Genomic DNA, 22,537 nt, shown 5'->3' on the forward strand with positions numbered 1-22,537 from the left:
TCAGTCTTATCGCTAGTTTAATGTTGGTTCTAGCTGGCTGTGGCAATAGTAGTTCAGCCAGTTCCGATAACAACAGTAGTGTTGCGGCCATCAAAAAACGTGGCACAATTAGAATTGCTGTCTTCGGCGACTTACCTCCTTACGGCTGGGTCAATAAAGATGGCCAACGTGTCGGCTACGATGTTACTTTGGCTCGTAAAATTGCTAAGGACCTCGGTGTAAAACCTAAGTTTGTTCAAGTTAATGCCAATAATCGAGTTGATGCTTTGAACTCTGATAAAGTCGATATCGTTTTAGCTAATTTCACCGTCACACCTGAACGTAAAGGTATCGTTGACTTTGCTAAACCATATATGAAAGTCTCTGTGGGAGTTATTTCACCAAAAGACAAAGCCATCACCTCAGCTTCACAACTTCAAGGTAAGAACTTGATTGTTACTAAAGGTACGACCGCCGAAAACTACTTCACTTCTAAACAGCCAAAGGTTGATCTCTTAAAATTTGATTCCAAGACGCAACAATTCAACGCCTTAAAGAATAATCGTGGTGTAGCTCTAGCTGATGACAACTCGTATCTTTATGCCTGGGTCAAGAACAACCCAACTTACACGGTTGGAATCAAGAGTATCGGACCTAAGCAATATGTTTCACCTGCTGTTAAGAAAGGTAACAAGTCACTACTTAACTGGACTAATAAAGAGATCACTAAATTAAACAAACAAGGTTTCTTCACCGATGATTACAATGCTCAATTGAAACCATACTTTGGTAGTGAAGTTAAACCATCTGACATTATTTTGCCTCAAAAGTAAAAATAGAAGTCATATTCTTTTTACGTAACTTTAATTTATGAGACAATAAAAAATGATGAATTTTTATATTTATAGAGGGAGATATACAAAATGAAAAAGCGAATTGCTTTAATTTTAACCACAATTGTAGCCTTGGTCTTGGTTTTGACTGGTTGCTCTAATGGTAAAAAGAGTGCCAATGATGACACTAAGACAGCCGGTACTTTGACTATTGGTCTTGAGGGTACTTACGCACCATACTCTTACCGTGATAATGGTAAACTCACTGGTTTTGAAGTTGACCTTGGTAAGGCCGTAGCTAAGAAACTTGATCTAAAGGCTAAGTTCGTACCTACAAAGTGGGATTCACTAATTGCAGGTTTGAACTCAAACACATTTGATGTAGTATTAAACAACGTGGCTGAAAATCCATCACGTCAAAAGCACTACATCTTCTCAACACCTTACATTTACTCAAAATCAGTTATCATCACTAAAGATGGTACAGGTATCAACTCAGTTGACGATATCAAAGGTAAGAAGATTTCTGCCGGTACTGGTACTGACAACTACAACCATGCTGAAAAATTCGGTGCTAAAGTAGTTCCTGCAGCTGATTTCCAAACTGACATGTCAATGATCGACCAAGGACGTGTTGCTGGTGCTATCAACTCTAAGGAAGCTTTCTTATATTGGAAGAAGAGTCACAAGAGTACTGATTTGAAATACATCACTATTCCTGATAACAAACTAGAACCATCAAAGATTGCTCCAATCTACAACAAGAAATCTACTCACCTACGTGGCCGCGTCAACAAAGCTATCAAAGAACTTTACGCTGACGGCACAATGAAGAAACTTTCAATTAAGTACTTCGGTGAAGACATTACTAAAAAATAAATCTTAAACTCATTGAGGGGGTTTTAACTTCATGTGGCATACTATCATTACATCTTTGCCAGCAATGATTTCTGCAATGTTGCAGTACACCATTCCTTTGGCAATCATCTCGTTCATCTTTGGCTTGATCTTAGCCGTTTTGACCGCATTAATTAAATTTATTAAACCGAGTGAAAACAAACTGATCAAATATCCTTGGCTCGTACTCCGTGCGATTGCGGACTTTTACGTTTGGTTGTTCCGTTCCACTCCATTGCTAGTTCAATTGTTTATCATCTTCTTTGGTCTTCCAACAACTATCGCCATTCATTGCTGCCGTTATCGGTTTCTCAATGAACACTGGGGCTTATGCTTCAGAAACCATCCGTTCAGCCTTGATGTCAGTCCCACAAGATCAATGGGATGCTGCTTTTACATTGAACTTTACGACTAAGCAAACTTTGATGAAAATCGTCTTGCCACAAGCTGTTAGAATCGCTTTGCCACCACTATCCAATTCATTTATTGGTTTGGTAAAAGATACTTCTTTGGCCAGTTCCATCACTATTTTGGAAATGTTCCAAGTCAGTCAACAGATCACGGCCAAGAACTTCCAACCACTCTTGATGTACTCATTAGCTGCTTTCTTGTATGCGGTTGTCTGCACGTTGCTCACACTATTGCAACATTATCTCGAACGCAGAACTTCAAAATACGTTAAAGGAAGTGAAGCCTAATGCTCTCAGTTAAGAATGTCGTTAAAAAATACGGTGATAAAACCGTTCTAAAGAATCTATCAGTTGATTTTCCTGAAGGTAAAACGACTGTTATCCTAGGACCATCTGGTTCTGGTAAGTCTACTTTGTTAAGATCATTGGACCTCTTAGTTCGTCCAGAAAGTGGTACGATCAGTTTTCCTGATATCACTTTGGATTACAGTAAACCAGTTTCAAAAAAGGATAGTTTCGATCTTCGTAAAAAGACTAGCATGGTCTTTCAAAATTGGAACCTCTTCCCTAACTTGACGGTTTTCCAAAACGTAACTACCGCTCCAATGACCGTTTTAAAACGTTCCAAAAATGACGTTGAAGCTCAAGCTACTAAATTGCTTGCAGCGGTCGGTTTAGCTGATTATAAGGATCGTTATCCTAGCCAATTATCTGGTGGTCAACAACAACGTATTTCGATCTGCCGGGCTTTGGCAATGAATCCCGAATACATTTTGTTAGATGAACCAACTAGTGCCTTGGATCCAGAATTGGAAACACAAGTCTTATTGATTTTGGAAGAGTTGAGCAAAAATGATCAATCAATGATCATCGTGACTCACAATATGGAATTTGCCCGCTCAGTTGCTGACAAAATTGTCTTCGTTGAAAATAGCGACATTCTCTTCGATGGCACTCCGGATGATTTCTTCAATCACCCTACAACGAGAATCAAAGATTTCCTTTCGGGAATCACTTTCGATGATAGTAAAATCTCAAAATAAAAATCCAGTCGACGAATTAACGTTGACTGGATTTTTTTGTACTGACCAAAAAGATCAATAAGATAACGATTGCCAGTGGCAACAACAAGCGTACCATGGCATACAACATTCTAAAGCCGATCAATCCTATCAGGATCACACCTAAAAATGGCCAAAAGCCTAATTCTTCTCGAAAGCCGGTTACCATATTTTGAACTAACGAATTACTCTGAATGAGAACTACTAAAAATAATACAAGCCAAATATTGTGACCCCAAGTTTGCGTCAGCAATTTGATTGCAAAAGCTGCCGCAATCAACACGTAAGCTGTAATACCTTTAGCATCCTTCAATCTCATTCGAGTATCGCACGTCATAACTAATGCAGCTAACAGAAGTAGGTTTGGCAATAAATTATTAACGATCACGAAAATCCCCCTTTAAAATCTGCTTATTAGTATAGCAAGATATCAATTGTTTGGGATTGTTCCTATAGAAAATTTAATTATTTAAGGCATCAATCACTTTTTCAAAGTGAAATTTATCATCAGCAAAAGTTAATTTGACGACCGCACAGTTGCCCAAATGAACCTTTTCACGCTTAACTTCTGGGTCCATCCACTTCAAAAGGAACATGTGGATCGCACCGCCGTGACTGACAGCTAAAACATTTTGCCCATCGTCAGCTTGTTGCATGACTTTAGTCAATGTATCGCTCACCCGTTTTTGAACCGCGCTGGCTGCTTCACCTTGATATTGCACAAAGAAGTCGCCATAAGAGTCTTGACCGGGATGTTTAGGATTCAACGCCTCAGACTCTGCCTCAAAAACTCCGAAATTCCTTTCAAACGTTGATATGGCTGATCAGTGATCAATTCCAACGTGTCTGAAGCACGCTCTTGAGTAGATGAATAAGCGTGGTCAAACTTCAATCCGGCTGATTTGAAATATTGGCCGACTTTTTTAGCATCGTCAATGCTTTGTTGTGTTAAAGGTGAATCGCAAGCACCTTGAATTTTATGTAATTGATTGAATAGAGTTTGTCCGTGACGCATTAAATACAGTGTTTTTGTCAAAGTTATTTCTCCTTATTTGAAAGCGGTAACAAAATAAATTGTATCACACATAAATTGGTAACTATTCGTTCCTTCAATCAAATCAACTGCAAAACATTACGACTATAAATATCTTCTTTAACATCAGCTGCAACATTCATTTGTTCAATGGTCTGCAAAATTTCTTCAGTTGCTCCATTAGGCATGACGGCAAACGGCACATCAGTTCCCAATAAGACATGACTTTCACCAAAGAAATCCACCGCTAGATCTAAGGCCTTAGGATTTCCCAAAATAGCCGTATCTACGTAAAATTTCTGGAAATCTTGGTACTCTTGTGTTGTCATCGTATATTTGATTCGACCGGCGAAAAATGGCACCATTGCTCCGGCATGATGGACGATAACTTTGAGATTAGGATACTTTTCAAAGTACCCTGCTTTGACGATTTGATACATAGCTTGCGTCAATTCATATTCCCAACTAAAGGTAATATTGTTATCTGGCTTTCGTTTGTCGAAGACTGGATGCAAAAAGATCGGCAAATCAGCTTTAGCCATTGCGGCAAAGATGGTTTCAAATTCAGAATCAGCAATCGACTTGCCCAAAGCTCTAGTAAACAACTGAATCCCCACAAAATTGTTTGGCAACTGTTCAATGATTTCCAAAGCCTTTGGCAAATTATTCATTGGTACCATTGCCACAGCTTCGGTAAAGATATCGGAATTATTTTTTACCAACTGTAAAAGCTCATCATTAGCATCGACACACAATTTTCCGGCTGTTTCTGAATCGACGTAATCCTCAGGATTCAAATTAACATTAGAAATGATTTGTTTGACATCTGCAGGAAAATTTTCCCTACGCAACTTTAGGTCAGTCAAAGCTGGAATCTTCAAGAAGGGATTTTGTTCAATAATATCCGGCACTCTCTGTTGTAACTCTTTCAACAAGCCAACTGGCAAAACATGTGCGAAAGCATCAATTTTCATAGTTTTCTCCTTAACGAGTAAAGTCATTATTCTTTTTAGTGAAGGCACCGACTAAAGCGTGCGGTTGATATGGTTCTTCCATATAAGCAATGTCGTCTGCGGCCAAATTCAATTTCAAGGCGTCAACTGAGCTTGCTAAGTGATCGGGTTTAGTTGCCCCGATAATTGGAGCGACAACTTGTTTCTTTTGTAGCAACCAGGCCAAAGCTACTTGAGCCATTGTAGCATCGTACTTTTTAGCAACTTCATGAACTCGCTTGACGATTTCCATGTCATTAGTTTCAGCTTGATCGTACTTGCTGACAGCTACTTTGTCAGTTTGTGAACGTTTAGTCTTTGAATTCCAAGTTGGACGAGTCAAATGTCCTGAGGCTAAAGGACTATATGGTGTCACGGCAATATTTTGGTCCTCACAAAGGGGCATCATTTCACGTTCTTCTTCACGGTACAACAAGTTCAAGTGATTTTGCATTGAAACAAATGGTGTCCAATTATGTTCTTTAGCAATTGCTTGAGCCTTTTCAAATTGCCATGAGTACATAGCTGAAGCTCCAATATATCTAGCTTTACCCGCTTTGACAACATCGTGTAAAGCTTCCATAGTTTCTTCGATCGGCGTGTTGTAATCCCAGCGATGAATAATATAAAGGTCGACATAATCCATGTCCAAACGCTTCAAACTCTGATCGATCTGCGACATGATAGCCTTACGTGATAATCCTGCTTGGTTAGGCTTATCCGATGGACTGAAGAAAACCTTGGTGGCAACGACGACTTCGTCACGGTTGGCGTTTTTCTTCAAAGCTTTACCAAGATATTCTTCACTATCGCCGTGTGAATAAATATTAGCGGTATCGAAGAAATTAATTCCTAACTTCAAAGCTTCCTTGATAACTTTCTCACTCTGATCATAATCGACTGCCCAAGGAAACATCCCCGACTCTGGACGACCAAAGCCCATAGTTCCTAAACAAATCCGTGAAACATCTAATCCTGTGTTACCTAATTTTCGATAATCCATTAAAATTTCACCTTTCGTAAAAAAATAGACGTCCTCGCAGGAGAACATCTTTAGTATGGCGCCAAATTGGTGAAATGTATAATACCTATTATTAATCAATAAATATGTTTTTTAGTTATATAATTTTTTTAAAAATGTTGGTTTATTTTTTGCTTGCCGTCTTCCATGAAATTCTGGTGGACGCTGGAACGCTGTGAGAGCAACTTAGAGCCAATTACAGTTCAAATTGTCTCTAAGCTTGTCTGTCTCTAACCTGGCAAAGTTCGCCAGCCAAGAGACTACCACGGCTGAGCATCCATCAGAATTTTATTCCAGACTAATGGGTTCTCTTTTGGTTTATGATAGTGAACTTGAAGATATTCGTATTATATGAGTGGATTCATTTTGAAAATCAAACTGAATATCAATCGTAATGACTTTTTATTGCTATCGTGATTAGCATTATAAACCCTAAACAATTGCTTCAATAAGTCAGAAGGTTGCCTTCGGCAACACCCCATATAACAAACTCTAAGCGACAAGTCACTATCAAGGTATACGGTTGCTTGCGCAACCCCATAACGAACTCTAAGTGACAAGTCGCTAAGAGTTTGTAAAAAAAAGAACCACCCAACAGGCGGTTCTCGCTAGGATATAGCAATCCTAATGGTGTGACAGTTCCTTATATCTTTGCATCCAAAGGTCAACATAAGCCTGTGAAAATGGTCCTTTGCCCTTATCGATCCAATCAATTAAAACGTCGACATTATCATGTAAAATCGTGTCTATTTCAGGTGGATAATTCCACATTTTGCTGTGTGCAGCGTATTCGTCTACATCCAGCAGTCTTTTTTCTCCATCTGGAAAAACTTTAACATCTAAATCATAATCAATATATTTGATGGCCTCTTTGTCGAGCGCAAACGGTGTCGCTAAATTGCAATAATAAGATACGCCACTTTCTCTTATCATAGTTATAATATTGAACCAATATTTTTTATGAAAGTAGACTAATGCGGGCTCTCTTGTTACCCAACGACGTCCATCCGCTTCTGTGACAAGAGTATTCTCATTACAACCAATAATTTCGTTTTCACTTGTCTTTAGCACCATTGTTTCACGCCAAGTACGATGTAAATGACCATCATGCTTATAACTCTGGATTGCTACGTAATCCCCTTCTCTAGGAATTTGCATAACGTACCAGCTTTCTCGAATCTAATTCTTATCCAAAAAAATTATACCAGAGCTGTGAAACTAATAAAAGTCATCATTTTCCAATTGTGATTCTTTCCACATCCCAAATCGGCAAATAATTAATTATCGGCATCCAAAACTCGTTTTATTTCATCATAATGATAGCCTTTGGTCATCAAATAATTGATCAACTTGGCTGGCTTGTCATAACGATGTTTGACCTTGTCGATCAAAGTCTTGAGTTTATCGATTTCCTCATCTTCATCCGGTTCTAAATCAAGTGTTTTGATAGCATCTTCAATCGTTTCTTTGTCAAAACCTTTTTGATAGAGGCCTTGGCGGATCTTAGTCAACATTTGTGAAAATGAAGCTCGTTTTTGTTTGCGGGCTTGTTTCTTGGCAAACTCAGTCGCATTTTCCAGCAAGATATCTTGATTGATCTCAAACATCTTATCTTGAATAATTACCTTGGGAACACCTTTTTGAGCCAACTTTTGTTCAATGATCCTAGGTCCATTGGCTGTCGTTCGCAACTGTGTATTGATAAAGCTTGTCGCATAAGAATTATCGTCAAGATAATGCAGATCTTCTAGTTTTTTTAAGACAAACTCTACGGCATCCTTGTGATATTCCTTCTTATATAAATACTCTTTGATTTCTTTTTCCGTCCGCAACTGGTAGCTCAAATAATTGACCGCATCTCCATACGCCTTATTGACGTTCTCACGGTCCTGGATCTCTTTGATCTGAGAATCGGTCAATTCAGTTCCATTCATCAGTCGAAATTCGATCAAAGTATTCTCGGCTACCGGAAACGCATACTTACCATCAAGGTAAATATTGTAACGTCCCTTACGTTTCTGGGCTTGGATTTTCGTGACTTTTGACAATATAATTTACCTCTCCATGTTATACTCTAATATGAGTTTATCGCAAAACTAATCAAAGGAAAAACTATGAACACAAATAATATTACGCAAGAATTAAAAGTTGGCGACAGATTTCCGCTAACGATTAAACGTATCGGTATCAACGGTGAAGGGATCGGTTTCTTCAAACACGTTATCGTCTTTGTTCCCAAAGCTGTCCCTGAAGATGTCATCGTTTGTGAAATTACCGATATCCATGAACGCTTCTTAAACGGCCGGATTCACAAGATCAGAAAACCAGGTCGTTTCCGCAATCCTGACACGCCAGAACTAGCCAATCAAGTTGGTGGACTAGAATTTGCTCACATCAACTACAAGGACCAACTTCACTTCAAAGCCAATATTCTTCGAGAATCTTTGGACAAATATAAGCCTTACGCCCACGATAAATACATGATCAAACCAACCGTCGGTTCTGTTCAACAAGAAAAATATCGTAACAAAGCTCAATTCCCGATCCAAGAAATCGATGGCAAAATCCGCTGTGGACTTTACAAAACTGGCACGCAAGAATTAGTTGATCTGACAGAAATGCCAACTCAAATGGACTTAACGATGCAAGCCATGCGCAAGATCGTCCAAATGATCAAAGATTTAGATATTCCGGTTTTCAACCCCGAAACTAAATCTGGCATTTTGAGCATGATCGTCATTCGTGAATCAGTCGAATTCAACCAACTCCAGGTCACTTTCATCACTCGTTCACCTAAGTTCGTCAAGGAACATCAATTGATCGAACGCATTCAAAAGGAAATTCCCGAAGTCAGCTCCATTTCACAAAACGTCAACAAGGAAGACAAAGGGGCTGTTTGGGGCGACGAAACTAAATTGCTCTGGGGCGACAAGTATTTACAAGAAGATATCAACGGCTATGTCTTCAACTTTTCACCACGTGCTTTCTTGCAGTTGAATTCACTTCAAACTGACAAATTATACGATTTAGTCAATCAAGCGCTCGAACCAAATTCTCGTGACGTACTCTTGGATGCTTACTGTGGTGTTGGTACGATCGGTATCACGATGGCTGAAAAAGTTAAGCATGTCTACGGAATCGAAATCATTCCCGAAGCTATCGACGATGCCAAAGAAAATGCTAAGCTAAACAATATCACTAACGCTGACTACTACGTCGGTTCAACCGATGAGATCTATCCTAAATTATTAAAGGAAGGCAAAGGAGTCAATGCCATCGTTGTCGATCCACCACGTACTGGTTTAGATAGCAAACTATTGGCTACTTTGACTCGCAATCCGGTCAATAAGTTAGTCTACGTTTCATGCAATCCTTCTACACTAGCTAAAGACTTGGTTAAGTTGTCTGATGCATATCGAGTAGTTTACTTACAGCCAGTCGACATGTTCCCACAAACGCCGCACGTTGAAACTATCGTCAAAATGATTCGTCGTTAGAACAGACATTTCGTCAGATTCAATCAAATTATTAATACAATCAAATACAATAGTTTAATATCTCCTTTGGACATTCAAGTTCAAAGGAGATTTTTTCTTATGGATAAAAAAATTATCGTAATAACAGGTGCTTCCAGTGGTATCGGTGAAAGTACTGCCAAACTACTAGCAAAAAATGGCAATACAGTCGTTTTGGCTGCTCGCCGTGAAGACCGACTACAAAAAATTGTTTCCGAGATCAAACACCAAGGTGGTCAAGCTATTTATCAAACCTGTGATGTGACTGACCTGACCCAAGTTAAAAATTTAGCTCAAGTAGCTATCGACAAATTCCAAAATATCGACGTCTGGATCAACAATGCAGGGTTAATGCCCCGTTCTGAATTGTACAAAGGTCGCGTCGACGAATGGGACCAAATGATCGATGTCAATTTGAAAGGTACGCTTTATGGTATCGATGCTGCTTTACCAAGTATGCGTCAACAACATTCTGGTCAGATCATCAATATTTCCTCCGTTGCCGGACATCGAGTCAGCATTGGTTCTGGTGTCTACTCTGCCACTAAAGCAGCTGTTTTGGCCTTGAGTGAATCGTTGCGCCAAGAAGAAGCACATGATAAAACCAATGTCCGCATTACCGTCATTTCTCCTGGAGCAATCGCTACGGAATTGACTGACCATGTCAAAGATTCTGAGACCAAACAACAACTGGATAAATTTTATCAAAATTATGCCGTGGAACCTGAACGTGTAGCTCACGCAATCGACTTTGCCATCAACGCTCCGGCAGACACCACGATGAATGAGATAATCATCAGACCAACCGCTCAGATTTAAATCTGATAAAAAAAAAGCCGTCCCTGATTCAAAATGCTGAATCAAAGACGACTTTGTCGAAAGCTGAACATTTTTGTCCCGCTCTCTCATGTGTGTTTAAAATGTTTGTACTAAACGAGGAATGTTTTCACTAATCCCCTCTTGTGTAGGATGCAACATACTTCTCACGTTTGTCCTCATCGAACTCGTTTTCACTCTTAGCAATAATAACAGTTGCTAATGAGTTACCAACGACGTTGACTGCAGTACGTCCCATATCTACGAGACGGTCGATCCCGGCAATGAAGGTTAAACCTGCCATTGGCACACCGATTGTTGATACTGTGGCTAGGAGTACAACGAACGATGCTCCGGGTACACCGGCCATCCCCTTAGATGTTAGCATCAATACGACCACAAGGGTAATTTGTTGCCCTAAAGTTAGGTGAATATTATATGCTTGAGCCAAGAATAAGGCTGCTAATGATTGATAGATAGCGGATCCATCGAGGTTGAAAGTATATCCAGTTGGAATAACGAAAGAAACGATACCTTTGGATGAACCATACTTTTGCATTTTTTCCATCATCTTAGGCAATGCAGCTTCTGAACTGGCAGTTGTGAAAGCTAACACAACTTCGTTTTCAATAATTCTGAATAATTCAAAGAATCTAACATGGAAGATATGACCAACGATCGCCATGACGACGAAAACGAAAAAGGCCATCGTCGCATACGCGATAATTATGAATAATCCCAAAGGTTTCAATGAACTAAAGCCCATTTCACCAACAGTAACACCAATCAAAGCACAGACACCAATGGGAGCCAGACGCATGACCCAGTTAGTTACTTTGAACATTACGTTAGCAACAGCATTTAAAATATCGACGATGACCTTGCCTTGTTCGCCAATCGAGGCTGTTCCTAAACCAAATAGTACTGAGAAGAAGATGATTGGTAACATATCGCCCTTACCAAGTGAAGCGAAAATGTTGGTTGGAATGATACTCATCAAGATTGACCAAATACCCGAATGTTTGGCCGTCTTAGCCGTAGCTGCATATTGGCTAATATCCGAACTTTTTAGACTGTGAATATCAATATATGTACCGGGATGTGTAACATTGGCAACGATAATACCAATAATAATCGCTAATGTTGTCATAATTTCAAAATAAATTAAAGTTTTTAATCCAATTCGACCGAGTTTTCTGATATCCCCCATATTGGCGATTCCGACGGTCAAACACGAAATAACAATTGGCAAAACGATCATTTGAATCATTGAGATAAACATCGTCCCAATATTTTGCATGACCTGAATAGCCGCCTTGTTCTGGTAGAATATCTGTCCTAATACGATACCTAGGATCAGACCAATAATAATCTGCCAGCCTAGACTAATTCGAAAAAAACGTTGTCTTTGCACTTTAAAAGTCCCCTTTAGAATTAACTTATCTCTTAGTATAGAAGATTTTTCACCAAATCGGAAAATGATAGCGATTTCAAATTAAAATATTTTTCATTTTGTTAATTAGTACGAACAATTTTTAGTTGCAACGTCATTATTGTTCTATTTCTACTTCTTTTTGAGACGAAAAAATACAGAATATACGGATTTATTTTTCCGTAATTCTGTATTTTTCTCATTTTATAACGTATTTAGTGCTAATTTATTCACTAATTTTGATTTATTCTAATTATTCTTCGCCGGATTCTGAGGCAATAATATCAAGGTTACCTGATAGAGTCCATGCATCAACTGTTGCAGGAACGATCAAGTGAATACCCTTCTTCAAGTCGTAGTCCTTACCGTCGACAGTGATCTTACCTTCACCATCGAGAACAGAGATTAAAGTATACTTACCGATTTGGTGGTGAAGTTCAACTGGTTCTTGAATTTCCCAACGATAAACGGAGAAGAATGGTGAGATTGGTGGTTTAACAAATGTAGTAAATTTGTTCTTACCAACTTGTTTAGATTCGATATCCAATTGTGGATCTTTGTGAGGAACCGTGATTGTATCTTCAGATTGTTTGATGTGAAGTTCACGTTTCTCACCAGTTGCTTTTTCAACACGGTCATAGTCGTACAAACGATAAGTTGTGTCACTGCTTTGTTGTGTTTCCAAAGCCATGATACCCTTATTCAAGGCGTGCACTGTACCACTTGGAACATAGTAGAATTCACCCTTCTTAACTGGAACTTTTCTCAAAAGGTGATCCCAGTCTCCTGATTCGATCATTTGGTCGAGTTCAGCTTTGTTTTTAGCATTGTGGCCATAGATCAAATATGAACCTGGTTCCGCATCAATAATGTACCAGCATTCAGTCTTGCCTAATTCATGTTCGTGCTCTTCAGCATAGGCATTGTCAGGGTGTACTTGAACTGACAAACTAGCTTCAGCATCTAAGATCTTTGTCAACATTGGGAAAACTTTACCCTTAGGATTGCCAAATAATTCACCATGGTTCTTCCAAAGGTCATCAACGTATTGACCAGCAAATTCTCCGTTTTCGACTTGTGATCTACCATGTGGGTGTCCGGAAATAGCCCAACATTCACCGATATTGCCATCTGGAATCTTGTAGCCAAATTTGGTTTCTAGTTTTCTTCCACCCCAAATCTTTTCGTGGAATACTGGCTTCAAAAATAGTGGTTCACTCATAAAAAATTTCCCCCCCAAAAAATTTAATTAGTTTCTTCACTCGACTTGTCACGATCTAGGAAGAAGATCAGTGTCTGCAATTCATTTGCCAAATCGACATAGTGAACGCGGATGCTGCTTGGAACGTTGATAATGACCGGTGTAAAGTTCAAAATACCGCGAACGCCTGCGTCAGCTAACAAGTCAGCCGTCGTTTGCGCAGCATTGGAAGAGACCGTCAAGATACAAACATCGATCTGTTGTAAGTTGAGTTGTTCTTTCAATTCACTAATGTCGTAAACAGGGACGCCACTCTTAACAGTGCCCACAATTTCCTTATTAATGTCAAAAGCTGCCGCAATTCGAACATTATTCGTCCGAGAAAAGTTATAATTTAGTAAGGCGTTACCTAAATTACCGACACCGACTAAAGCTACATTGGTACGTTTGTCTTGATTTAGAAGCTTTTTGAAGAAAGCAACTAAATCGTTTACATCGTAACCATATCCACGTTTTCCAAGTGCTCCCAAATATGAGAAGTCACGTCTTATTGTAGCACTATCGATCTTAACACCTTCCGATAATTCACCAGAAGATATTTTTTTTGTTCCTTCATCTTTAAGAAATTGGAAGTAGCGATAATAAATCGGTAAGCGCTTTATTGTTGCGTTTGGAACTGTTGTTTTTGTCATAATTTACCACCATATGTGTTTCATTTCACTAACATTCATAGTAAATAAAAATCAGAAAAAACGCAATACGTTAAACCTATAAAGACATAAATTATTATTTAATGATAAAATTGTGAATAAGGTAAAGGAGTTATTAACTTGATTTTATTACAAGCACAAAACATTACGAAAAATTTTGGTACTAAGAAACTTTTCTCTAATGTAAGTTTCGAAATCCAAGACAACAGCCGCATTGGTCTAGTTGGTCGCAACGGGGTCGGTAAATCGACTTTGATGAAGATCATCTCCGACCAAGAAAGCTATAACAGTGGCAATATTGCCCTCAAAAAAGATACCAATATCGGTTATCTAGCTCAGGACTCAGGTCTCAACAGCGATAATCAAATTTTTGCCGAAATGGAAAAAGTCTTCGACTATCTCAAGGCACAAGAAAAGAAAATGCACGCCTTAGAAGAAAAACTGGCTGATCCATCGACAGATGATTATGACAGTATCTTGAAGCAATACGACCAACTACAAAACACCTTCCGTCAAGAAAATGGCTACGGCTATCAATCAGAGATCCGCAGCGTTCTCAAAGGATTTGGCTTTGACGAAGATGTTTGGCAAGACAAGATTTCAACCCTATCCGGTGGTGAAAGATCTCGTTTAGCAATGGCCAAGATGCTTTTGGAACATCACGATATCTTGCTGTTGGATGAACCAACTAACCACTTGGACATCAACACCGTCGAGTGGCTTGAAGGTTATTTGAAAAACTATCGTGGCGCCCTCTTGATCATTTCTCACGATCAGTACTTCCTTGACAAAGTTGTTACCGAAATCGTTGAGATCAACCAACATTCTTCAACTCACTATTCAGGCAACTATACTTTCTACTTGCAAGAAAAGAAGAAGAATCAAGCCGTTGCTTGGAAACATTACGAAGAACAACAAGCTGAGATCAAAAAGACCGAAGAATATATTCAAAAGAATATTGTCCGGGCCTCAACGACTAAAATGGCACAGAGTCGTCGCAAGAAGTTGGAGCACATGGATGTTTTGGATCGGCCAGGTTCCGACCAAGGTTCCGTCCACTTCTCATTCGATATCGACAAAGAAAGTGGTAACGACGTGCTTTTGGTCAAAGATGCCGCTATCGGTTACGATGATCAGATCATGTCTGAACCGATCAATCTCGACGTCAAAAAAGGCGAACGTGTTGGTATTATCGGACCTAACGGTATCGGTAAGTCAACTTTCTTGAAGTCCATCCTTGGCAAAATCCCTATGATCAAAGGTACTGCTCAATTCGGAGCTAACGTTACTGTTGGTTACTACGATCAGAATCTCAAGGGATTAGATCCTACTAAGGATGTTCTTCACGAACTATGGAACCGCTACCCTCGCTTAGATGAACAAGTTATCCGTAAACGCTTAGGGGCTTTCTTATTCAGTGGCGATGACGTTTTGAAACCAGTTGCTGGGCTATCCGGTGGTGAAAAAGCCCGTTTGACACTAACGGTCCTTTCAATGGAAAACAACAACTTCTTGATCATGGATGAGCCAACTAACCACTTGGACATCGACAGTAAGGAAGTTTTGGAAGACGCTCTGAAGAGTTTTGCCGGAACCGTCCTCTTCGTTTCCCATGACCGTTACTTATTGAACACTCTTGCCGACAGAATCGTTGATATCGGTTCTCACGGCAGCAAAATCTATCTGGGTGATTACGACTACTATCTCGAAAAGACGACCGATCAACCAGTCGCCGAAGAGAAAAAAGTCTCCACTGTCAGTGAAAAGAAAGTTCAATATCAACAATCTAAGGAACAACAAAAGCAAGAACGCAAATTGCGCCGCCAAGTTGAAGACTTAGAGAAACAAATCGCCGAGCTAGAAGAAAAGAACAGCGCTATTCAAGCGGAAATGACCAAAGAAGAAAATCTCACTTCATATAGCAAATTAGCTGATCTCCAAAAAGAACTCGATGAAAACAAAGCTCAACAAGATAAAGTCGAAGAAGAATGGACTGAAAAGTCGATCGAACTCGAAGATTTTAAAAATGAAGAATAGAGAGTGGAACAAACTGCTTAGATTCTGAGCAATTGCCTAGACTTGGAAATTAGCCATCCGATTTTGGTGGATGATTTTTAAGGCGTAGCAATGCACAAGAATCTGGTTTGTGTAACTCGTTTCAAAAAAAATAAAACATGGTCAGCTTTCGAGTATTAACGAAAGCTGGCCATATTTTGTTCCTTACGCTGCATATTTAATGAAAAATATAGTTGTGTGTCCCACCTTGTATATCACTTCATCATTGCCTTATCACCAAAAATTTGCTAAATTGACTTAAATAACATTTTCACAGAGGAGCCTATGAAAACCAAAACAGACAATTTTCTCAGTCGATTTATTAAAGGAGTGATCATTGCCTTAGGCTTTATTCTACCGGGCGTTTCCGGTGGAGTTTTAGCTGCGATCCTTGGTATCTACGAACGACTTTTGAGCTTTATGGCTCACGTCCGCCAAAATTTCAAACGCGACTTTCTCTATTTTCTTCCGGTTGGTATCGGTGGCATCGTCGGCATCGGCTTGTTATCAAAACCACTGGAATACTTACTGCAACACTTTCAAGTTGTCGTTCTCTGGGGCTTTGCCGGAACGATTCTTGGAACATTGCCGACTCTGATCAAAACGTCAACTTCAAAAACTAAACGTGACAAAATCGATTTACTTTGGTTCTTTACGATGTTTATCGGTGGCGGATTATTTCTCTTCTTCATGAACCAAATTCTCGGGACTATCCCCGCTAACTTTTTGGGCTTTTTCATCGCGGGAATTCTGATTGCCTTGGGCGTCTTAGTTCCCGGATTGAGTCCATCTAATTTATTGATCATTTTGGGGCTATATACACCGATGCTCCAAGGTTTCAAAACTTTTAACCCTCTAGTCTTCATTCCGATTGCGTTAGGTGGAATCGTATCGATTTTGGTTTTTTCCAAAGTCATGGAGAATCTGATCAAAAACTATCATTCCCGCGTCTATCATTTTATCCTCGGTATTGTTTTAGCTAGTACCGTGTTGATTTTGATTCCTAACCCTTCTGTTCCCGACAGCATTTCTTATCAAGGAATCACAAGTTTAGAAATGTTTCTCAGCGTCATCCTTTTTATTCTCGGCTGCCTGTTGGCCTTGTGGATGAGCAAATTAGAAGACCAATATAAATAACAGCTTAGTACAAAACTAATTTAGTTTTGTACTAAGCTGTTATTTTATTTTTGTAAAAATTCATTTTTTATTTTGTATGACGTTGTCAGATGATTATCTTGGATCGTTTGGATCGAATTAGCATATTGGCTTTCGAAGGTTGCGTTGTTGCCAGCTTTCAAAGCATCCATGCCCAATAAATCTTGATAATGCAACACTTGTTTCATTGTAAATTTGTTGCCAGCCATCAAGCCCAATATGGGAAATTCTTTGGTTGTTTCCGAAATAAAGTGCATCACGTTCGTGAAGATAGTATCATCGTTTCCATCGTAATCAAGATGATAATCTTCCAACGAGTAATCTTTGATCCGATAACTGATATGTTCATGGATCCCACGTTCATAAGGCAATTGCCAAGTTGAATTCTCGCGGTCATATTCAACCCGATTCCAAGCCTCAGTAGTCAGGTTAGTAAAGAAATCATATTTTGATTCCAGAACTAAGGCAATATAGTTATAAATTATGTATTCTTTTTCAAAACTTACTTGTACATATGGTATAAAGATGTGATTTTCATCAACTATTGTGTCGACATCGATCAGCTTTTCAAGGAGGTAACTCTTCAAATCCTGAAAAGTGGCATCATCTTTTTGCCGATAATTAATGCTCGGCACTTCATATATGCGGCTATCGTTAGCAAGCAACTTAGTATAAATACTATCAGTCTCGTCGTCATACTTTAAAACGACGTATGAAATTCTTGTTCTACTTTTCATTAAGACACCTCCCATTATTTTTACCATAAATGAATGTTTTTTTTAACAATTTTTGTGAAATAAATTTTGAGGTAATTTAAATATGCCGCCTTCCGATCAAAAGCTGATTGGGCTGGAACGTAGTGAGCACGACTTGGAGCCAATTTAAAAATCGTCTTCAAGCTCGTCAGTAATCTAAGCCAGCTGAAAAACGCTGACTAAGATTAAGCCACCACTGAGCCCATCAGCTTTTGCTCTCCAGGCTAGGGTTTTCGTTGTTTAGTTGGTATATATAATATTTGATAATATGTTTTTTAATTTAAAAAGGGCCGTAACTCTTAATTACTAGGAGTTACGGCCTTGTTTATACAGTTCGATTTTTTACTGATATTTTAATTAAACTGACTATATGAAATAGTTCAAGAACCAAAATCCTTAAACCCTCTAGTCTGGAATGGAATTCTGGTGGATGCTCAGCCGTGGTAGTCTCTTGGCTGGTCGTTCTTTGCCAGCTTAGAGACAGACAAGCTTCAAAACAGTTCGTAGAACTGGTTCGAAGTTGCTCTCACAGTATTCCAAATCCACCAGAATTTCATGGAAGACGGCAGTGAACCAACCACCAATATCTCCTAATTTTTGAATGAGTGAATTGGTGATGGAATGTGGCCACCACGGTGAATAAAGTCCTTAGGACTATTAGTATTGACCGCCATAACTGGTGCTCGACCAAACAGTCCGCCAAATTCAACTTCGTCACCGACTTTTTTGCCAGTTGCTGGAATAATTCTGACCGCTGTGGTCTTGTTGTTGATCACACCGATAGAAGCTTCGTCCGCAATCATTCCACTGATAGTTTCTGCAGTTGTGTCACCAGGAATGGCGATCATGTCCAAACCAACTGAACATACGGCTGTCATTGCTTCGAGTTTTTCGATGTTCAAATTGCCCGCATTAACAGCTCGGATCATGCCGATATCTTCAGAAACAGGAATAAAGGCGCCTGACAAACCACCGACGTGTTCACAAGCCATGACGCCACCTTTTTTGACAGCATCATTGAGCATAGCCAAGGCAGCAGTGGTTCCGGGAGCTCCGACACTTTCCAAACCGATTTCTTCAAGTATCTCAGCCACAGAATCGCCTTCATTAGGCGTTGGAGCTAACGACAAGTCAACGATACCGAAAGGAACTTTTAAGGCCTCAGAAGCCAAATTACCGACGAATTGACCCATTCTGGTTACTTTAAAGGCAGTCTTCTTTATCGTTTCTGCTACTACATCGATTGGCTGACCCTTAACTTTTTCCAAAGCACGTTTAACCACACCGGGGCCACTGATACCGACGTTGATCACGCAATCAGCCTCGCCGACACCGTGAAAAGCCCCAGCCATGAATGGATTGTCTTCAACCGCATTGGCAAAAATCACCAAACTCATACAGTTGACTGGATCGACTTTGGCCAAATTTTTGACGACTTGTCCCATCTGCTTTACAGCATCCAAATTGATTCCCGAACGCGTGGAACCGACATTGACTGAGCCACAGACCCGACTGGTTTCTGTCAAAGCTTGGGGAATCGACTTGATCAAAATGTCATCGCCTTTTTGATAGCCCTTTTGAACTAATGATGTGAAACCACCGATCAAATCGACGCCTAAGTCAGCGGCAGCTTTATCCATCGTCTTTGCGTATTCAACATAGTCGCTATCACCAGAAGCTGCGGCAATCATTGAAATTGGTGTGACGGAAATACGCTTGTTGACAATAGGAATTCCATATTCAGATTCGATTTGATTGGCAACTTTGACCAAATCTTTAGCCTTAGTAGTCAACTTGTCATAAATCTTTTGACGAGCTTTCTTCCCATCGCTGTCAATACAGTCAAAGAGTGAGATTCCCATCGTGATAGTTCTAATATCGAGTTTTTCTTCAGAGATCATCTGAATCGTTTCTAAAATTGAATTAGTTTCCATGATAACCTCCTAAAGTTTTTGAATCGCATCGAAGATCTCTTCACGTTGAATCTTGATGTCCAAACCTGTTTCTTTGCTCAAATCGGTCAACTTTTCTTTGATAACTTCAAATTTTGTTGCATCATCCCAAGTTACCATCATCATCATCGTAAAATTGCCGTGCATCAATGTTTGAGAAATATCGATAATATTGACATTTAATTCCGCCAACCTTGTCGAAACTTTGGCAACAATACCTACTTGGTCATGTCCTAGAACTGTCAGAATAGCTTTCATAGTGATCCCTCTTTCGCAAAAGTATTGAGACTATCATAAGGTATAAATTTGTTGGGGACAATAGAAAAATTAAAATATTTTAATAATAAAAATAATTTTCGACACAACTATTTTTCCACTTAAAAAAAACTACCTCTGATTCAAAAATTCTGAATTAGAGGTAGTTTTACATTAATATTCAATAATTTTTATTCCATATCAAAATCCAAGCTAGGATCAGCGTTCAAACTCAAATCAGCGAAATCGCCCTTCTCATATTGAATCTGGGCCATAGCTCCAATCATTGCGGCGTTGTCGCCACATAGACGTAGTGGTGGGAAAACCAACTCGATATCGAGGTTTCTTTTGGCAATTTCAGCAGCGAGACGTTTTCTCAAACCTTGGTTAGCTGAAACTCCACCGGCAACGATCAATTGATTTACGGGATGCTTTTTCAAAGCTTTGAAAGTCTTGTTAGTCAAAATATCCAAAACGGCGCCTTGGAAACTAGCAGCTAAATCATCTTTGTTCAATTCTTCATGAACTTGATCAGCATGATGAACAGTATTGATAAAGGCACTCTTCAATCCACTGAAACTGAAGTCCAAGTTATCTTCTTGAACCATAGCTCTTGGAAAATCGAATGTGTCTGAGCCAACAGCAGCCATTTGGTCGACTTTTTTACCAGCTGGATAATTGATACCTAAGACACGGCCAATTTTATCGTAGGCTTCACCAACAGCATCGTCACGCGTATCACCCAAAGTATGGAACACGCCGGGAGCGGTAACGGAAACAAGTTCTGTGTGGCCACCTGAGACTAATAAAGCCATGAATGGATATTGCAACTTAGTCACAAAGTTAGCCGAGTAAATGTGTCCAGCCAAGTGATTAACTTTGATCAAAGGTAAATTGTGGGCAAAAGCAACTGTTTTAGCCGCCATGATACCGATCAACAATGAACCAACTAAACCTGGTCCATAAGTAACAGCTACGGCATCGATATCGTCATAAGTGACTTTGGCTTCATCCATTGCCAAATTGATACATTTAGTAACTTCTTCAACGTGATGACGACTGGCAACTTCTGGAACGACCCCGCCGAAACGTTGGTGACTCTTTATTTGTGTTGCGATGATATTTGATAGTATCTCATTGCCATTCTTGATAATTGCGACTGATGTTTCATCGCAGCTACTTTCGAATGACATTATTAATGTATCCTTTTCCACAATAATCTCCTCACAGATCAACCATCATTTCTAAAGCGTCGTGATGATTTCTAAAATAATACTTTTTATGTACAGTCCGAACTTTGAAGCCAAAAGCATCATACAGTGCCAGAGCCGAGTCGTTAGTGACATCGACTTCCAAAGACATCTTTTTAAAATGACGTTTGCGGCAGTATTTGAATACTTCGTTCAACAACAAGTGGCCGATCCCCATATTGTGATAATCGGCATGGACAGCCAAATTAGTAATATGCGACTCCACTTGATCACTCAAGGAAACGCCAATAAAAGCAATCACGTTCTTATCGTCAACTAATGATAAGTAGAGTGCTTTCTTATTGTCGATCTCCATTTGGACGATATCGATTGGCCAAGGTACTGGAATTGGATAAATCGTCTCCTGAATCTGCATATATTCGATGGCATCTTTTTGTTGGGCCTTTCGCAAAGCAAACTTTTGGTCTTCAATCGTTACATTTTGCTCTTCAAAATCAAATTTCTCAGTTTTGTTTAAAAATAAATCTTTAAACTTCTTCAACATAGGAAACATTGCCGTCGTCCTTATGTCCTTTAGCATACCAGTCATGTTCAGCTTGCGTTAAACGAAGATAAGTTGGTACGAAGCTATCGATATCCTCGACTGGTTTAGTTGTTTGAGCTAATTGAGCTAGTTTGGCAGCATCTGGCAATGAATTTTCAGTTGTAATAACTTGAGCATTTGGAAATTGATTTTGAATTAATTCTTGTAACCTTGGCGTTGCATTGATAAATTCCAAACTATTCTCATCGTACTGAGCCAACTTTTCAAATAGTTTTTCCATGGAAGTATGCTGATCTTCGATAATGTTTTCTAATTTACCGTCGACGGTTTGATAAACACCGGCAAAAGCATTGTCGTTTCTAGCATCCATTAAAGGAACCAAAATATGTGTTTGATCACCATTGGCAGCCAACAATTTCAAGCTGGAAACACCGACTAATTTTTTAGCCAACGTATCAGCCAAAGTTTTCGCTACGGTCACAGCAATTCTAACGCCGGTATATGAACCCGGTCCTTTGGCAACTGCGATCAGATCAATATCATCGACCGTCAAGTTAGATTTTTCTAAAGCTTCTTTGATATCTGGCAAAATTGAAATACTGTGGGTCTTCATTTCTGTCGATTCGGTATGTGCTAAAACTTTGCCATCATCTACAACGGCAACGGATAGCGGTTTATTTGATGTATCAAACGCTAATATTTTCATATTT

21 protein-coding genes and 2 pseudogenes are annotated in these 22,537 nt (G+C 39.4%); 8 read left to right on the top strand and 15 right to left on the bottom strand.

The window, feature by feature from the left end; genetic code table 11:
- Positions 1-20: 20 nt before the first annotated feature.
- The 4 genes and pseudogenes from FD29_RS09850 (at position 21) to FD29_RS09865 (ending at position 3,162) form a co-directional block, all read left to right on the top strand.
- Positions 21-812: a transporter substrate-binding domain-containing protein gene (locus tag FD29_RS09850; RefSeq protein WP_371862713.1), complete on the top strand. Its 792-nt coding sequence runs from the start codon at positions 21-23 to the stop codon at positions 810-812.
- A gap of 90 nt (positions 813-902) precedes the next feature.
- Positions 903-1,691, top strand: coding sequence for a transporter substrate-binding domain-containing protein (locus FD29_RS09855; RefSeq protein WP_057888766.1), 789 nt, complete (start codon positions 903-905; stop codon positions 1,689-1,691).
- A 31-nt stretch (positions 1,692-1,722) separates the two neighbouring features.
- Positions 1,723-2,407: pseudogene (locus FD29_RS09860) on the top strand (amino acid ABC transporter permease).
- On the top strand, positions 2,407-3,162 hold the full coding sequence (locus FD29_RS09865) for an amino acid ABC transporter ATP-binding protein (RefSeq protein ID WP_057888767.1): 756 nt from the start codon (positions 2,407-2,409) through the stop codon (positions 3,160-3,162). Before FD29_RS09860 ends, FD29_RS09865 begins: the two are co-directional and overlap by 1 nt.
- Before the next feature lie 16 nt (positions 3,163-3,178).
- Here FD29_RS09865 and FD29_RS09870 read toward each other — a convergent pair whose 3' ends face one another.
- From FD29_RS09870 to recX, 6 genes and pseudogenes are all read right to left on the bottom strand, one after another.
- Positions 3,179-3,568, bottom strand: coding sequence for a hypothetical protein (locus FD29_RS09870; RefSeq protein WP_057888768.1), 390 nt, complete (start codon positions 3,566-3,568; stop codon positions 3,179-3,181).
- A gap of 73 nt (positions 3,569-3,641) precedes the next feature.
- Positions 3,642-4,195: pseudogene (locus FD29_RS09875) on the bottom strand (histidine phosphatase family protein).
- Positions 4,196-4,293: 98 nt separating this feature from the next.
- On the bottom strand, positions 4,294-5,187 hold the full coding sequence (locus tag FD29_RS09880) for an amidohydrolase family protein (protein ID WP_057888769.1): 894 nt from the start codon (positions 5,185-5,187) through the stop codon (positions 4,294-4,296).
- A 10-nt stretch (positions 5,188-5,197) separates the two neighbouring features.
- Positions 5,198-6,208: an aldo/keto reductase gene (locus FD29_RS09885; protein WP_057888770.1), complete on the bottom strand. Its 1,011-nt coding sequence runs from the start codon at positions 6,206-6,208 to the stop codon at positions 5,198-5,200.
- A gap of 642 nt (positions 6,209-6,850) precedes the next feature.
- Positions 6,851-7,384, bottom strand: coding sequence for a nucleoside tri-diphosphate phosphatase (gene ntdP, locus FD29_RS09890; RefSeq protein ID WP_057880898.1), 534 nt, complete (start codon positions 7,382-7,384; stop codon positions 6,851-6,853).
- A gap of 119 nt (positions 7,385-7,503) precedes the next feature.
- Entirely contained in the window at positions 7,504-8,274 is a 771-nt protein-coding gene (gene recX, locus FD29_RS09895; protein WP_057888771.1) for a recombination regulator RecX, read from the bottom strand.
- A 66-nt stretch (positions 8,275-8,340) separates the two neighbouring features.
- Here recX and rlmD point away from each other — a divergent pair, with 66 nt between their 5' ends.
- Both rlmD and FD29_RS09905 read left to right on the top strand, forming a co-directional pair.
- Entirely contained in the window at positions 8,341-9,723 is a 1,383-nt protein-coding gene (rlmD, locus tag FD29_RS09900; protein WP_057888772.1) for a 23S rRNA (uracil(1939)-C(5))-methyltransferase RlmD, read from the top strand.
- A 99-nt stretch (positions 9,724-9,822) separates the two neighbouring features.
- The gene (locus FD29_RS09905) at positions 9,823-10,560 is read left to right on the top strand and encodes an SDR family oxidoreductase (RefSeq protein ID WP_057888773.1); all 738 of its coding nucleotides are present in this window, start codon (positions 9,823-9,825) and stop codon (positions 10,558-10,560) included.
- Positions 10,561-10,690: 130 nt separating this feature from the next.
- Here the strand turns inward: FD29_RS09905 and FD29_RS09910 are convergent, their stop codons facing one another.
- The 3 genes from FD29_RS09910 to FD29_RS09920 all read right to left on the bottom strand — a co-directional run bounded on the left by FD29_RS09910 (position 10,691) and on the right by FD29_RS09920 (position 13,882).
- A complete protein-coding gene (locus FD29_RS09910) occupies positions 10,691-11,971 on the bottom strand; it encodes a cation:dicarboxylate symporter family transporter (RefSeq protein ID WP_057888774.1) in 1,281 nt (426 codons plus the stop codon).
- Positions 11,972-12,242: 271 nt separating this feature from the next.
- Positions 12,243-13,211 (bottom strand): mannose-6-phosphate isomerase, class I, encoded by a 969-nt coding sequence (gene manA / locus FD29_RS09915; RefSeq protein ID WP_057888775.1) that lies wholly within the window; start codon positions 13,209-13,211, stop codon positions 12,243-12,245.
- A gap of 23 nt (positions 13,212-13,234) precedes the next feature.
- Positions 13,235-13,882, bottom strand: a complete 648-nt coding sequence (locus tag FD29_RS09920) for a redox-sensing transcriptional repressor Rex (RefSeq protein WP_057888776.1) — start codon at positions 13,880-13,882, stop codon at positions 13,235-13,237.
- Between the two features lie 138 nt (positions 13,883-14,020).
- On the opposite strand from FD29_RS09920, the gene FD29_RS09925 reads away from it, so the two are divergent.
- Positions 14,021-15,937, top strand: coding sequence for an ABC-F family ATP-binding cassette domain-containing protein (locus FD29_RS09925; RefSeq protein WP_057888777.1), 1,917 nt, complete (start codon positions 14,021-14,023; stop codon positions 15,935-15,937).
- Between the two features lie 303 nt (positions 15,938-16,240).
- Positions 16,241-17,092: a DUF368 domain-containing protein gene (locus tag FD29_RS09930; protein ID WP_057888778.1), complete on the top strand. Its 852-nt coding sequence runs from the start codon at positions 16,241-16,243 to the stop codon at positions 17,090-17,092.
- A 44-nt stretch (positions 17,093-17,136) separates the two neighbouring features.
- On the opposite strand, the gene FD29_RS09935 is transcribed toward FD29_RS09930, so the two are convergent.
- The 6 genes from FD29_RS09935 to tsaB all read right to left on the bottom strand — a co-directional run bounded on the left by FD29_RS09935 (position 17,137) and on the right by tsaB (position 22,533).
- Positions 17,137-17,847 (bottom strand): hypothetical protein, encoded by a 711-nt coding sequence (locus tag FD29_RS09935; RefSeq protein WP_057888779.1) that lies wholly within the window; start codon positions 17,845-17,847, stop codon positions 17,137-17,139.
- Positions 17,848-18,455: 608 nt separating this feature from the next.
- The gene (locus FD29_RS09940; RefSeq protein ID WP_057888780.1) at positions 18,456-19,799 is read right to left on the bottom strand and encodes a PFL family protein; all 1,344 of its coding nucleotides are present in this window, start codon (positions 19,797-19,799) and stop codon (positions 18,456-18,458) included.
- A gap of 9 nt (positions 19,800-19,808) precedes the next feature.
- Positions 19,809-20,075, bottom strand: coding sequence for an ACT domain-containing protein (locus tag FD29_RS09945; RefSeq protein WP_057888781.1), 267 nt, complete (start codon positions 20,073-20,075; stop codon positions 19,809-19,811).
- A gap of 188 nt (positions 20,076-20,263) precedes the next feature.
- Positions 20,264-21,265, bottom strand: a complete 1,002-nt coding sequence (tsaD, locus tag FD29_RS09950) for a tRNA (adenosine(37)-N6)-threonylcarbamoyltransferase complex transferase subunit TsaD (protein WP_083477842.1) — start codon at positions 21,263-21,265, stop codon at positions 20,264-20,266.
- Positions 21,266-21,296: 31 nt separating this feature from the next.
- Positions 21,297-21,836: a ribosomal protein S18-alanine N-acetyltransferase gene (rimI, locus tag FD29_RS09955; RefSeq protein WP_057888783.1), complete on the bottom strand. Its 540-nt coding sequence runs from the start codon at positions 21,834-21,836 to the stop codon at positions 21,297-21,299.
- Positions 21,811-22,533, bottom strand: a complete 723-nt coding sequence (gene tsaB / locus FD29_RS09960) for a tRNA (adenosine(37)-N6)-threonylcarbamoyltransferase complex dimerization subunit type 1 TsaB (RefSeq protein ID WP_057888784.1) — start codon at positions 22,531-22,533, stop codon at positions 21,811-21,813. Before tsaB ends, rimI begins: the two co-directional genes overlap by 26 nt.
- Positions 22,534-22,537: the final 4 nt, after the last annotated feature.

Origin of the sequence: Companilactobacillus mindensis DSM 14500 (genome assembly GCF_001434275.1) — a bacterium.
GTDB classification, from domain to species: Bacteria; Bacillota; Bacilli; order Lactobacillales; family Lactobacillaceae; genus Companilactobacillus; species Companilactobacillus mindensis.